General features: G+C 45.3%; 13 protein-coding genes. 7 read left to right on the top strand and 6 right to left on the bottom strand.

The genetic code is table 11. From position 1 onward, the window contains the following. Positions 1–32: 32 nt before the first annotated feature. On the top strand, positions 33–443 hold the full coding sequence (arfB, locus tag FRZ54_RS21320; RefSeq protein WP_147033835.1) for an alternative ribosome rescue aminoacyl-tRNA hydrolase ArfB: 411 nt from the start codon (positions 33–35) through the stop codon (positions 441–443). Here arfB and FRZ54_RS21315 read toward each other — a convergent pair. The 3 genes from FRZ54_RS21315 to lon form a co-directional block, all read right to left on the bottom strand. Next, positions 440–1,411, bottom strand: a complete 972-nt coding sequence (locus FRZ54_RS21315; protein WP_147033834.1) for a lipid A deacylase LpxR family protein — start codon at positions 1,409–1,411, stop codon at positions 440–442. The genes arfB and FRZ54_RS21315 overlap by 4 nt on opposite strands. Before the next feature lie 81 nt (positions 1,412–1,492). Continuing rightward, positions 1,493–2,818 carry a hypothetical protein gene (locus FRZ54_RS21310; protein WP_147033833.1) on the bottom strand — a complete coding sequence of 442 codons (1,326 nt, stop codon included), beginning with the start codon at positions 2,816–2,818 and terminating at the stop codon, positions 1,493–1,495. A 158-nt stretch (positions 2,819–2,976) separates the two neighbouring features. After that, on the bottom strand, positions 2,977–5,451 hold the full coding sequence (gene lon, locus FRZ54_RS21305) for an endopeptidase La (protein WP_147033832.1): 2,475 nt from the start codon (positions 5,449–5,451) through the stop codon (positions 2,977–2,979). Positions 5,452–5,822: 371 nt separating this feature from the next. Here lon and FRZ54_RS21300 point away from each other — a divergent pair, with 371 nt between their 5' ends. Further along, positions 5,823–6,461 (top strand): tetratricopeptide repeat protein, encoded by a 639-nt coding sequence (locus tag FRZ54_RS21300; protein ID WP_147033831.1) that lies wholly within the window; start codon positions 5,823–5,825, stop codon positions 6,459–6,461. Here the strand turns inward: FRZ54_RS21300 and FRZ54_RS21295 are convergent. Together FRZ54_RS21295 and gpmI are read right to left on the bottom strand one after the other, a co-directional pair. Further along, complete coding sequence (locus FRZ54_RS21295) at positions 6,458–7,018, bottom strand: hypothetical protein (protein ID WP_147033830.1); 561 nt, start codon at positions 7,016–7,018, stop codon at positions 6,458–6,460. The two genes, FRZ54_RS21300 and FRZ54_RS21295, sit on opposite strands and share 4 nt — an antisense overlap. Continuing rightward, positions 7,005–8,528 (bottom strand): 2,3-bisphosphoglycerate-independent phosphoglycerate mutase, encoded by a 1,524-nt coding sequence (gpmI, locus tag FRZ54_RS21290; protein WP_228462560.1) that lies wholly within the window; start codon positions 8,526–8,528, stop codon positions 7,005–7,007. The genes FRZ54_RS21295 and gpmI overlap by 14 nt, the downstream gene beginning before the upstream one ends. Before the next feature lie 90 nt (positions 8,529–8,618). Here gpmI and FRZ54_RS21285 point away from each other — a divergent pair, with 90 nt between their 5' ends. The 5 genes from FRZ54_RS21285 to FRZ54_RS21265 are packed head-to-tail and all read left to right on the top strand — an operon-like array spanning position 8,619 to position 12,153. Beyond that, positions 8,619–9,017, top strand: coding sequence for a DUF4783 domain-containing protein (locus FRZ54_RS21285; protein WP_147033828.1), 399 nt, complete (start codon positions 8,619–8,621; stop codon positions 9,015–9,017). Between the two features lie 34 nt (positions 9,018–9,051). Then, a complete protein-coding gene (gene nadC / locus FRZ54_RS21280) occupies positions 9,052–9,900 on the top strand; it encodes a carboxylating nicotinate-nucleotide diphosphorylase (RefSeq protein WP_147033827.1) in 849 nt (282 codons plus the stop codon). 47 nt (positions 9,901–9,947) lie between these two features. Further along, entirely contained in the window at positions 9,948–10,595 is a 648-nt protein-coding gene (gene plsY, locus FRZ54_RS21275; RefSeq protein ID WP_147033826.1) for a glycerol-3-phosphate 1-O-acyltransferase PlsY, read from the top strand. Between the two features lies 1 nt (position 10,596). Continuing rightward, a complete protein-coding gene (locus FRZ54_RS21270) occupies positions 10,597–11,397 on the top strand; it encodes a M48 family metallopeptidase (protein ID WP_147033825.1) in 801 nt (266 codons plus the stop codon). 6 nt (positions 11,398–11,403) lie between these two features. Next, positions 11,404–12,153 (top strand): YqjF family protein, encoded by a 750-nt coding sequence (locus FRZ54_RS21265; protein ID WP_147033824.1) that lies wholly within the window; start codon positions 11,404–11,406, stop codon positions 12,151–12,153. Here the strand turns inward: FRZ54_RS21265 and FRZ54_RS21260 are convergent. After that, the gene (locus tag FRZ54_RS21260; protein WP_147033823.1) at positions 12,107–13,390 is read right to left on the bottom strand and encodes an anthranilate synthase component I family protein; all 1,284 of its coding nucleotides are present in this window, start codon (positions 13,388–13,390) and stop codon (positions 12,107–12,109) included. The two genes, FRZ54_RS21265 and FRZ54_RS21260, sit on opposite strands and share 47 nt — an antisense overlap. Positions 13,391–13,393 lie beyond the last annotated feature (3 nt).

The raw sequence follows: 13,393 nt of genomic DNA, 5'->3' as shown, positions 1-13,393 counted from the left end.
TCCAACTCAATCAACTAATTGTAAATTTGGCCATGAATTTTTCTAAGACTGACCTGCAAAAGGAGGTTATTTACAAAACATCGCGGAGCGGGGGCAAGGGCGGGCAAAATGTAAACAAAGTATCTACGAAGGTCGAGTTGCTGTTTGATATAGAGCGATCGTTGTTGTTTTCGGACGAAGAAAAACAACGGCTAACGGAAAAACTTCAGTCGAGACTAAATCGCGATGGATATTTGCAGGTAATGAGCGAAGAGGAGCGGAGCCAGTATTTAAATAAAGAAAGGGCCATCGAAAAGCTGGTACTGATATTGACGAAGGCATTACATCAACCCAAAAAACGTAAAGCAACAAAACCGACCAAAGCCATGATAGCTGCCCGGCTCGGGAATAAAAGGCAACAGTCGGCCAAGAAAGCTGCAAGGAAAAAGAGTTTTGACGATTAATTAAAGCGGTACAGTAGTGTCGCCGATCCCCATTGATGTGATTTTACCATCTCTTTTACGTCTTTTGTGTGGAAAATAGCGGCGACATCAAGCACAAAACGTTTACCCGAATACCCCACGCCAAATTGATTGGAGAACATCAGGCGTTCAATATTTTGTGTCACTTCTATACTGCTCGCGCTGCGGGTACCGAAAAGGCTGCCCTGTACCGTGGCGTCGTAAAGTACTACATTTAATTGAGGTTTGTAGTAAAAGAAAAGTTCGTGCTGGTTTAAGGGGGTGAAGCCCCTGGATTTGATAGCCGTACTCTGCGTGCTTACCGAATTAAATAATTGGTTGAAACTGCCCAGGCGGAACAACGGGCCAACCCCGGCCCCGGTAAACCCATTGCCAAGATTAGCATAGCTTGTTAAACTGACGTCGAACGATGATGTGCGGGCCAGCAAACGGTTATATTCGGCTGACAGGTTTAGCTCCAGGTTATTGTCAATTTGGTATTCCCAGCCGCTGGGATGATAAAAACCAAAGTTGTCATGCACAAAATCCTGTATCCCCTTGCCCTTCGCTCCAGGTCCCACTATGCCTATTTGGGCGCCTAATTTTAGGTTGCTTTCGTTTTTGTATAACAAATTAAGCGTGGAACCAACATATAAGTAGCCTGCAAACGGCCGGTCGATATAACGTGGGTCATCGGGCATGCCATTGATCGAAATGCTGCCCGTTTGCGGGTTGAATATCTTCTGCCCCGTTTCAAAACCCAGCACTTTGTTTTGGAGGTTTGATTTCCCATCAACCTTTAGGGCATGCCGGTAATAAATGAAAATGCCATCGGTGTAATACCTGTCAGATCCCTGGAACAGATAGGAATCATTATCGCTTTGGGCGCCAATCTCGTTGCTATGGGTTTGCGCGAATGCTGTGCTGCAGCAGGCGAGGAATACCAGGAGGGAAAATATCTTGTAGTTCATCAGGTTTTTAGGATGAAATAAGGCCTAAAATAGAAAAAGCCCCGGTATTATCGGGGCTTTTTAAACTAAATCTTATCTTTTTTATTTAAACGTATATCCTATGCTAACACCACCTGCGGCTATAAGGCCCTCGTCGTAAAGGATCGGCACAAATGCAATCCTGAAGTTTAGCCCTTTATGTTCGGGCTGGTAACGGAAGCCTATGGTAGCCGTTGCTATAAAGCCTGTTACCTTGTCAAATTCCCACTTGCTGTTGCCAACGTTGGTGCCTGTGGAATTCAGGAACGTTGTTCCCGCACCCAGTTCTACCAATGCCGCGTGTTCGCCATACAGGTAGTTTATCTGGAAGGGAACCGTGAATACCGTATTACCTCCCGAGGCAAAGTAACCTGCACCTATCCGGTAACCCCAGCCGTTACGCTCCTTTTTGAAACGTGCGTCGTAGTTGCCCGATATGGCAAGGCCCGGTCCGCCAACTTCGAGGTAAGCGTTTACAGCCTTAACATGTTGTACGGCCGAAGTATCGGTTATCATCATGCTGGTGTCTGATTTCGCCATCATGGTGCTGTCTGATTTCTTTATCGTGGTATCTTTTTTTATCGTTGTGTCAACTTTTGCAACCATAGCCGAATCAACTTTTTTCGAAGAATCAACCGGCGCATTTACCTGTTGCTGAGTAGCAGACTGTGCGTTGTCTGTGGACGCTTTTTGCTGAGTTGCAGCCTGTGCATTATTGGTAGCTGCCTGTTGCTGAGTTGCAGCCTGACCATTATCCGTGCTCGCTTGTTGCTGAGTCAAAGACTGTGCGTTGTCTGATGGCTGTTGTTGTACCGCCGCCTGCTGTTCGTCCGTACCTGCCGGATGTGTTTCAAGTGGGTTGGTAGCCGAGCGCACCTGCTGATAAGTATTCGGTGGCGGAGCAGTTCCCCGCATTTGCGTTGCTGTTTCGGGAGATGGGACCGGAACCACCGCAACAGCATTTGCTGCCGGGCTGTTATCTGTCTTCACGGCAGTGTTATCCTGTTTTGCAACAATAGGCGCATCGGTTTTTTGTACCGACGATGAATCAGCTTTTACAGGAGCGGCGTTCGATTGACTTTTCTCCAGGTCGGCCTTTTCTTTTGCCGCAACCATCTCGTTGAACTTTTTAGCAAGAGAGCCGTCCGGGTCGATCACCATAGTTGTATCTGCTTTTTTCATGATCGTAGCGCCGGCCCGTATAACAAGCGTGGTATCCGTTTTTATCAATTGGGAGCTCGATGCTTTTTTCGCAAGTGAAGTATCTATATTCATTGCCGGGGAGCTACTCTTCACGGTATCCGGGGTGGTTTGAGCTTTCGACCCTATGTAGCTAAGCAGCAGAGCAAATAAGGCGATCCTGGCTTTAAAAGTAAACAGATGATTCATTATATTCAGTTTAATTGTATCCACTAATTAGTTTAGCTACGGCGTATTACGATAGTGTTAACTAAAAAGTTTCGGGCAAAAAGGGTATAAAAAAAGAATATCCCTGTTTTTTAACAGGGATATTCCTAAAAAAATGACAAAATATGAGGCGTTCTGTATCAGTTCATTACAGGTTTTAATTCATCTTTCACCGTGAGGTCCAATGGATTAGCAACTTTTTCGTCGAGCAGGGCCAGGCCTATCACCTCGCGCATATCGGTTACATAGTGAAATTGCAGGTCCTTTATGTAGTCTTCTTTTATTTCAAGGATATCTTTCCGGTTCGACTTGCAAAGAATGATCTCTTTTATATTTGCCCGTTTGGCGGCCAGTATTTTTTCCTTTATACCGCCCACAGGCAATACACGCCCGCGCAGCGTTATTTCACCCGTCATGGCCAGGTGTGGCTTTACCTTGCGTTGGGTGAAGGCCGAGGTAAGCGCCGTAAGCATGGTGATACCCGCTGAGGGCCCATCCTTCGGCGTTGCACCTGCAGGAACGTGAACATGTACGTCCCACTGGTCGAACAACTTATAGTCGATATTAAAATCTTTAGCATGTGCCCTAAGGTATGCCAATGCGATCGAAGTAGATTCCTTCATTACATCGCCAAGGCTGCCCGTCATGGTCAAACGGCCTTTACCGGGGCTAAGGCTTGCTTCAATAAACAATATATCGCCGCCAACCTGTGTCCAGGCTAACCCGGTTACTACGCCGGCGACATCATTGCCTTCGTACAGGTCCTTGTCGAAAATTGGTGCCCCAAGTATTTTCTCCAACTCCTTTTTATTAACCAGCGGAGTATGCACATCGCCCATGGCAATGGTTTTGGCAACACCACGCACCACCGAGCCTATCTTTTTCTCTAACGAACGCACGCCCGATTCACGGGTATAGTCCTCTATCAGTTTTTCAAGCACATCATTTTTGATGGTGATGTCTTTAGGCTTCAATCCATGTGCCTCACGCTGTTTTGGCACCAGGTGCTGTTTGGCGATCTCTATCTTTTCCTCAATGGTATAACCGCTTACGTCAATGATCTCCATTCGGTCGAGCAATGCGGGCTGGATAGAGCTCAATGAATTTGCTGTCGCGATGAACATCACGTTCGACAGGTCAAAATCAACTTCAACATAATGATCGTAAAAGGTGCTGTTCTGCTCGGGGTCGAGCACTTCAAGCAAGGCTGACGACGGGTCGCCCCTGAAGTCGTTTCCTACCTTATCTATCTCGTCCAGTATGAATACCGGGTTAGCTGCGCCTGCCTTTTTGATAGCTTGTATAATACGTCCCGGCATAGCGCCAATGTAGGTTTTGCGGTGTCCCCTTATCTCAGCCTCATCGCGTATACCACCCAAAGCCATCCGTACGTACCGGCGGCCCAGTGCCCTTGCTATAGATTTGCCAAGGGAAGTTTTACCAACTCCCGGCGGGCCGACCAAACAAAGGATGGGGGCTTTCATGTTGTGCTTTAATTTCAGCACGGCAAGATATTCGATGATGCGTTGTTTGACTTTATCGAGCCCGAAATGGTCTTTATCCAGCACTTTTTGGGCGCGTTTAAGATCAAAGTTGTCTTTTGTGAACTCATTCCAGGGCAGATCGAGCAATAATTCGAGGTAATTGATCTGTACCGAATAATCTGCCGCCGCCGGATTGGTGCGCACCAGTTTCTCCAGTTCTTTATTAAAATGATCGTTAACCTCTTTTCCCCATTTCTTTTTAGCTGCGCGTAAACGCAGGTTTTCTATTTCAAGGTCAGGACTGTTGCCGCCAAGTTCTTCCTGGATAGTTTTAAGCTGCTGGTTCAGGAAATAATCACGCTGTTGCTTATCCAGGTCAATACGTACCTTGCTCTGTATCTGGTTCTTAAGCTCCAGCATTTGCAGATCGAGCGTTAAGTGCTCCAGCACAAGTTTCGCCCTGTCGCGCAGGTTGGCCACTTCCAGCATACGCTGTTTGGCGGCCATATCCGCATTCATGTTCGACGATATAAAATTGATCAAAAATGAAATGCTTTCGATATTACGTATAGCGATACCGGCTTCGCTTGGAATGTTCGGAGATAACTGGATAATGCTCATGGCCATGTCCTTGATAGACGAGATCATGGCTTTAAATTCTTTATCTTCCTTTGGCTTTATTTCTTTGAAGGTCTCTACAGTTGCTTTGATATACGGCTCGCTTTGCACTTCTTCTTTCAGAATGAAGCGTTTTTTACCCTGCAGGATAACAGTAGTATTACCATCGGGCATTTGCAGCATCTTAATGATCAACGCCACAGTTCCTACCTGGTTAAGCTGGCTAAAAGTTGGGTCCTCAATAGCTACATCCTGCTGGGCAACCACCCCGATCATACGCTTGCCTTTATTGGCGTCGCGTATCAATTTGATCGACTTATCCCGTCCTACGGTAATCGGTATAACAACACCGGGGAATAATACCGTATTGCGCAATGGCAATATGGAAAGCACCTCGGGCATTTGTTCATTATTCATTTCTTCCTCATCTTCCGATGACATCAGCGGAAAAAATTCGGAATCTTCATTTATAATTGGTAAAGCATTTTTTATATCGAACGGATCAAAACTCATCTAATACCCTTTCTGTTAAGTAGCGTCATAATGTCAGCCTGCAAAAGTACAGGAATAAAATATCGGGGCAAAATCACCGTTTTGCCTGTCGAATGGTTATAGTTCAAGACCTGTGCCAAGATATATCAAAAAGCTATTTATTAGCGGTAAGTCTGTGACAACGTTAATCTTATAGTGAATATACCCTTTTTACGCGGTTTATGAATGGTAAGTTGGGATGGAAAAAAAGTCAGTAACTATTAATTGTGGCTTTTAAACCGGGGGATGCCTTTTTTTCAACAAAATAGCTAAACCCATAATATTTTGAATTAAAATAAGTTAATAAGCATAAGGTAAAGTATATTATTTTTGTTACAGATTCAAAGCACCTAATGCGGCTATCGGTTATATCGTCTTTATTGGTACTATCGTCATTGCAAGCGGTCTATGGCCAAAATGCCTATTTTAAAATGGGGCAGCAGGCTTTTTTCGACGGTGACTTTAAAGCTGCTGTAAGTCATTTGGAGCGGTCGTGTGTTATCGATTCAACAAATTCGAGCGCACTTTGGATGCTTGGATATTCGTACTATCATAGCGAGAATTATAAAAAATCAATTGCTGCGTATACCCGTGTCATTGCTTTAAAGCCAGCAGATGCTTCGGCCTATTATTACCGGGCCAGGGCCAAGAGTTATTTTGCAAAGGACAGCCAGATGTCGGATGCTGATAAGGAGAAAAATCTTTTAGGGGCGATAGTAGATTTTACCAAGGCCATTTCGATCGACCCGACAGACAATCAAAATAACGCGAAATATTATCAAAACAGGGGCATAGCTTACCGCGAATACGGTGATTTTAAATTACAGGCCGGCTCCCGGTTCTATGACAAAGTTCGAGGAACAAACTCTCTCAGGGCTTCTATCGCCGACCTGGAAAAAGTGCTGAACGATAATCCCGGCCGCCAGGATATAGCCAACCAGATAGAAATATCAAAGCAACGCCTTACCGAAACCATTGCCGCCCGCCATTAATTAAATGATCCTTTAATGCTGTAAAAGTTAAATCCCAGCGTGCGTACGAACTGTCTTTTCTGTATCTGGTATATCGAATCGGGTATGTAGCTCAGCTTTTCAGTGGTTTCATACAATACTTTACCCAGCACTGTGCTTTTTGTATGATTCACAATTAATATCCACTTAATTTTATCTCCCTGCCTTTTAATAACAATATCCTGTGTTTTCAAACCCGGGTCCTTAGCCGTGAAACTTAATATGCCGTCCGCATTAATAACTTTATAACTTGCTTTCCACGCAGGTTTATTAATATCCGATTCGCTGAACAGGCTTAATTCAGTTGCCCAGTCGGCGATACGAAGTTTTTTGGTTTCCCTGTTTTTGTTATGAATTGCCGTTTTAGTGATCAGTGGATCTGACTTTGCAAGCCGCAGGGACTCATTGGCAAAATATTTTTTAAGGTCGAAGAATTTCTCCGTGTCATTGCCCGCGCGGGCATCGCTTTTGCAGGATTGTACCAGCAATAAAGCAAACAGAGCGCAGGCTATAATAAAACACTTCTTAAACCAATACATTTCCGGTCATTTCAGCAGGGATAGGCACGCCTATTATTTTCAGGATGGTCGGAGCAATATCACCTAATTTGCCATCCTTTACTTCTTTTACATCATCGTCGATAACGATGCAAGGTACCAGGTTGGTAGTGTGCGCCGTATTGGGCGATCCGTCGTCATTGATCATATAGTCGGCATTCCCATGGTCGGCGATAATAATGAATGAATACCCATTTTCAATGCCCGTTTCAACAACCGCCTGCGTGCACTGATCGGCAGTTTCAGCGGCTTTCATCACCGCTTCGAAAACGCCGGTGTGCCCCACCATATCTGTATTGGCAAAGTTGAGGATGACAACGTCCGGCCAACCGCTTTTCAACTCCGGAATAATGGCATCACGTATACCCTCCGCGCTCATTTCAGGCTGCAGGTCGTAGGTTGCGACTTTGGGCGAGGGCACAAGCAGGCGTTTTTCGTTATCAAATTCTTTCTCGCGCCCACCCGAAAAGAAGAAAGTAACATGCGGATATTTCTCAGTTTCAGCTATGCGTATCTGGTTCTTACCCGCATCCTGCAATATTTCGCCCAGTGTTTTTGTCAAATCATCTTTTTGAAATACCACCCGCACATTTTTGAATGTCTCATCATAAGTGGTCATCGTAATATAATGCAGGTTTAACGGATGCATGTTCTGCTCGGGGAAAGACTTTTGTGTCAATGCCTGCGTGATCTCGCGGCCGCGGTCTGTCCTAAAATTAAAGCAGATGACAACATCGTCATTTTTTATCACGGCTAATGGTTCCCCACTTTCACTCGTCTTCACTATTGGGTCGACAAATTCGTCAGTAACGCCTGCTTCATACGATTCTTTTATGGAGTCTGATACAGACTGGGTTGGTTTGCCTGTTCCGTTCACTAACAGATCGTAGGCCTTTTTTACCCTTTCCCAGCGATTGTCGCGGTCCATGGCATAATACCTGCCGATAGCCGAAGCCAGCCTGCAAGAGGTGTTTTTGATATGATCCTCCAGTTCGCCGATAAATTTTACGCCCGAATTAGGGTCGGTATCCCGGCCATCCAGGAAAGCGTGGATATAGACGTTTTCAAGCCCGAATTTGCCCGTGGCATCGCAAAGACCTTCCAGGTGCCGGATATGCGAGTGAACACCACCATCGGATACGAGACCGATAAAGTGTACGTCCTTCCCATTTTGTTTAGCGTATTCGAATGCCTCTTTTAGCACAGGGTTGGTTACAAATTCATTATCATCAACGGCTTTATGTATGCGGCCAAGTTCCTGGTACACAACGCGCCCGGCGCCCAGATTCATGTGTCCAACTTCCGAATTTCCCATTTGCCCGGCGGGCAGGCCAACTGAAGTTCCCGATGCCTCCAGCTTTGAATTAGGATATTTTTTTAGCAGCGAATCAAAGAAAGGTGTGTTTGCTGCGTATATTGCATTAGACTTATCGTTGCGGCCGTAGCCCCAACCGTCGAGTATGATTAGTACTACTTTTTTCTGTTTTTCCACAATGCAAATATAAAGGCAACGTTTTAACAATAAAAACGTTTAAGCATTATACTACAGTCAATTTCTAAAGTGACTTTTATCTGTTAAAATATGAAGGTACTTTACTTGTTTTTGCTGTTGCTTACGCCCAATGTGTTCCAGGACACCCAGGACCCTATTGACAAAACGGCTGAATTTCTCAGATCCGGAAACATAACCGAACTTGCAAAAACCTTCGCGCCGGAAGTTGATGTTACTATTTTAGGTAACGAGGATAGTTACCCGGCTGCCCGGGCGGAAGAGATCATCGCTAATTTTTTCAGGCAAAATCAACCCAGGTCGGCAAAAATACTGCACCGCATCACATCCAACGCCAATTACCGTTTTGGTGTCGTTTTGATAACCACCCCGAACGGTGTTTACCGGGTTTCTTTCAATCTGAAGAATACAGGCGGTCATTTTGAGCTGGATGATATTCATATCGAATCCGAAAAACAAAATAATCCCTAATTGTTGTTACTTTTGAGCCGTAAATATCAAAAGTTTGGATAAAGAATACATTGACCAATTTATTACCAATGCATTGGCCGAGGATGTCGGCGACGGCGATCATACTTCACTGGCCACAATTCCCGGAAATACGAATGGCAAAGCCAAATTGTTGATCAAGGATCATGGCATATTAGCCGGAGTTGAACTTGCTGCAGAGATTTTCAGGCGGGTTGACGAAAAGCTTAACCTAATAATATTGATGCATGATGGCGATGCCGTAAAACCCGGGGACATTGCATTTGAAGTTACCGGCGACGCAAAAAGCATACTGAAAGCCGAACGGCTTGTGCTGAATTGTATGCAGCGGATGTCGGGCATAGCGACAAAGACACACCAGATAGTCGAACTGCTTAAAGGCACCGGCGCCAGGGTGCTGGACACCAGGAAAACAACACCAGGTATACGTTATCTCGAAAAATGGGCCGTCAGGATAGGCGGCGGTGTTAACCATCGCACAGGTTTGTATGATATGATACTGATAAAGGATAATCACGTAGATTATTCGGGCGGGATAAAACCGGCAATTGAAAACGCGAAACAATATTTGCAGCTAAACAACAAAAAGCTGGATATCGAGATAGAGGTGCGAAACCTTGGCGAACTTGACCAGGTTCTGCAAACCGGGGGCGTAAACCGCATTTTATTAGATAATTTCAATTTCGACGATTTACGAAAAGCCGTAAAAACCATCAACGGGCGTTACGATACCGAGGCGTCAGGTGGTATCACAACTGATAACATCAGGCAGTATGCCGAATGCGGGGTTGACTACATTTCTGTCGGCGCGTTGACACATTCGGTAAAAAGTTTAGATATGAGCCTTAAAGCGGTGAAAGAATGATAAGTAAAATAGTTAGTGCGTTATCATTTTATTAATATTGTACAAAAATGATCACCGTAGGTTCTGTTTCCTTACTGATATTAGCCTATTTGCTGGGGTCTATTCCGACGGCTGTTTGGATAGGGAAGGCATTCTACGGGATAGACGTGCGCGAATATGGCAGCGGTAACGCCGGGGCCACCAATACGTTTAGAGTCCTTGGTAAAAGAGCGGGAATACCCGTGATGCTCATCGATATCCTGAAAGGATTTACAGCCACTAAACTGGCTGTTTTTGTTGGTGTATCTGTCACCGGCGGTCCGCATTCAAATTTGATCAATTACCAGTTGGCCATGGGCATGGCTGCGGTGATGGGACACTTGTTCCCCGTATTCGCAGGGTTCCGCGGCGGAAAAGGCATAGCAACCCTGTTCGGGATGGTATTGGCGGTAAACCTTAACGCTGCGCTGCTGTGCGTTATCATGTTTATAGCTGTTTTGCTTATTACCCGCTATGTTTCGCTTAGCTCAATAACCGGCGGATTCACCTACCTGGTTGGTGTCAGCCTTATATATAATAAAAATACAAACAATATGGTGGTGATATTTGGTATGTGTATATGCCTGCTGATATTGGTCACCCATCAAAAGAACATCGAACGCCTGCTTAAGGGTACCGAATCGAAGGTCAATCTTTTTAAAAGAAAGGACGCTTAGTATGAAATTTTCAAAACAAATATCGCTGGCAATTTTAATTGCCGTTTTCACCTCATGTTCTACAGTTCCGCTAACCGGCAGGAAGCAGATCAGCCTGGTCGGCGACTCAGAAATAAATACGTCTGCAGCTCAAAGCTATCGCCAGCTTCTATCCGATCCCTCAACCAAAGTGATCACCGGCACACGCGATGCAGAAAGTGTGAAACGGGTTGGAGAAAAACTGTCTGTCGCCATCGAGCGTTTTCTGAAAGAAAACGGATATGGCAATAAATACAGTTTTAAGTGGGAATTCAACCTTATCCAAAGTAAGGAGGTGAACGCATGGTGTATGCCCGGTGGGAAAGTAGCCGTATATAGCGCTATTCTGCCAATTACGATGGACGACGCCGGGCTGGCAACGGTAATGGGACACGAGATCGGTCATGCTATCGCAAGGCATTCGGCAGAGCGTATCTCCCAGCAAATGGCGGCTCAGGCTGGCGGGTCATTGGTCGGAGCTGCGACTTCCGATAAATCGCAGGCTACGCAGTTGATCGTCAACAAGCTTTACGGCGTGGGCGGTGGACTGGTTTTGCTAAAATATTCGAGGAACCAGGAATCAGAAGCTGACAGGCTTGGCCTTATTTTTATGGCGATGGCTGGCTACGATCCGCACAATGCGGTGTCGTTTTGGGAAAGAATGGCAGCGCAAAATAAAGGCGGAGCGCCACCTGAGTTTTTAAGCACCCACCCGGCAGATCAAACCCGGATACAAAATATCAAGGATCACCTCCCCGAAGCTATGAAGTACTATCATCCATAAAAAGCGATGCAAAAAAAGGAATTTCTGAAAGCGCGCTGGATCAACCTCCTGATGCTTAATTATGAAGTTGATCCGGCCGTGCTGGCACAGTATATTCCCCCGGCAACCGAGCTTGATCTGTGGCAGGGGAAAGCGCTGGTAAGTATGGTTGGCTTTTTATTCAAGGAAACGGCTGTCAAGGGTATCAAATGGCCTTTGCATATCAATTTTGACGAGGTAAACCTGCGCTTTTATGTTAAACATTTTAATGGAAAGGAATGGAAGCGTGGCGCTGTTTTCATCAGCGAGATAGTGCCCAAGCCGTTCATCGCGCTTTTTGCCAATATGCTTTATAAAGAACATTACAGGGCTATGCCTATGCGCCATTCTGTTGATGAGCTGTCAGGAGGACTTACAAAATATCTATATGAATGGAAGTTTGACGGCAGGTGGAACAATAGGCTGGGCGGTACCGTGGTCAATGCTGACATTCACCCCATTGTGCCCGGCAGCCAGGAGGAATTTATTTTTGAACACTACTGGGGATACAATAAGATCAGCAAAACTAAAACCAGGGAATACCAGGTGGAGCATATTACCTGGAACGCCGCCAACGTAATCGACCCTGTTTTTGAGGCCGACGTTGCGCAGTTGTATGGCAAAGAGTTTGTTCCTTACCTTACAACGAAACCTTATTCTGCTTTCTTTGCCGATGGTTCCGAGGTGATCGTCAGGGGAGTGGAAAAGATCCGTGCAGACCGAGCGCCTCTAAAATAGCCTGCGCTTTTAGCAGGCATTCCTCGTATTCTTGTTCTGCATCAGCATGAAAAGTAATCGCGCTCCCAACCTGGAACGAAAGGTATTTAGCTGCCGCGTTATATAACAGCGTGCGGATGACCACACTGAAATCAAAATCCCCGTCAGGATTGAAATAGCCTATAGCACCCGAATAAACGCCACGCCTGCTACGCTCATAATGTTCCATCAACCGCATGGCGCTTACTTTGGGTGCGCCGGTCATGCTACCCATTGGAAAAGTGTTCTTGATCGCTTCCACGTCACTGATATCATGTCGTTTTTCACAAATCACTGTTGATATCATCTGGTGTACCTGGGCAAAACTGTAAATACCGAATAACTCCTCTGTCCTTACCGTTCCCTGGATCGCGGATTTCGTCAGATCATTACGCACCAGGTCGACGATCATTACATTTTCCTGTTGCTCTTTCGGGTGGCCACGCAGTCTTTGTTTAGATAGTTCGTCATCAACAGCGTTGTTATATCGCTTCGCAGTGCCCTTGATCGGCTGCGAGATCAGTTTACCTTCACGCTTAGCCAAAAATCGTTCAGGCGAAGCCGATAAAACATACTTATTCTTTAATTTAAAGAATGCCGAGAGCGGGTTTGGCGATATACTATTCAGTTTAATGAATATATCAAGCGGGGATATTTCGGCATTTTCTGCGTAAAACTCCTGGCAAAAATTAGTGACGTAGATATCCCCTCGATTGATATGTTCTTTTATTTTCTTAACCGTTTCAACGTATTCGTTATGGCTAAATCGGGTGTTAAGGGAAATTTCCTCTTCGGTGTTTGCCTGACCAGGTTTTTGTAATGCTATTTCGTCAATAACCTGTTGCGTCTCTGCAGCTATAATTTCAACTTCTTCATTTTTTACAAGGATAAGGTGTTTTGGAGCAAAGAAATAAAGTTCAGGAAATTGTAAACCGTCGATATTGGACGATGAAAGGTCTTCTATCTCATTTTTCAGATCATAAGTAAGAAGTCCTGTAATCCAGCCCGAGTGCTGTTTTCGGAATTCTTCCAGCGCCGGGAAAGCAGCGCCATTGTTTACAATAAGTTCATTTTCAACGCCCACCGCCAGTAAAAAGTCGAATTTTGAATATTGATCGTGAAAATCATTGGAATCCAGGCAGCAAAAAACATCGAAGAGCGACGCCCATTGCAGGGCTTTTCGCTTAAATTCCTGAAGATCATCAACCCGGACTTTCACGCC

Source organism: Mucilaginibacter ginsenosidivorans, assembly GCF_007971025.1.
GTDB lineage: Bacteria > Bacteroidota > Bacteroidia > Sphingobacteriales > Sphingobacteriaceae > Mucilaginibacter > Mucilaginibacter ginsenosidivorans.
Note: the sequence above shows the minus strand (reverse complement) of the source record. Positions and strands in the feature narration are given on the sequence as shown.

Bases quoted from the DNA above. Each gene is read 5' to 3' on its own strand.
- plsY (WP_147033826.1), top strand. From the start codon at position 9,948: ATGATCACCGTAGGTTCTGTTTCCTTACTGATATTAGCCTATTTGCTG.
- FRZ54_RS21265 (WP_147033824.1), top strand. From the start codon at position 11,404: ATGCAAAAAAAGGAATTTCTGAAAGCGCGCTGGATCAACCTCCTGATG.
- FRZ54_RS21270 (WP_147033825.1), top strand. From the start codon at position 10,597: ATGAAATTTTCAAAACAAATATCGCTGGCAATTTTAATTGCCGTTTTC.
- FRZ54_RS21310 (WP_147033833.1), bottom strand. From the start codon at position 2,818: ATGAATCATCTGTTTACTTTTAAAGCCAGGATCGCCTTATTTGCTCTG.
- FRZ54_RS21285 (WP_147033828.1), top strand. From the start codon at position 8,619: ATGAAGGTACTTTACTTGTTTTTGCTGTTGCTTACGCCCAATGTGTTC.
- arfB (WP_147033835.1), top strand. From the start codon at position 33: ATGAATTTTTCTAAGACTGACCTGCAAAAGGAGGTTATTTACAAAACA.
- FRZ54_RS21295 (WP_147033830.1), bottom strand. From the start codon at position 7,018: ATGTATTGGTTTAAGAAGTGTTTTATTATAGCCTGCGCTCTGTTTGCT.
- FRZ54_RS21315 (WP_147033834.1), bottom strand. From the start codon at position 1,411: ATGAACTACAAGATATTTTCCCTCCTGGTATTCCTCGCCTGCTGCAGC.
- lon (WP_147033832.1), bottom strand. From the start codon at position 5,451: ATGAGTTTTGATCCGTTCGATATAAAAAATGCTTTACCAATTATAAAT.
- FRZ54_RS21300 (WP_147033831.1), top strand. From the start codon at position 5,823: ATGCGGCTATCGGTTATATCGTCTTTATTGGTACTATCGTCATTGCAA.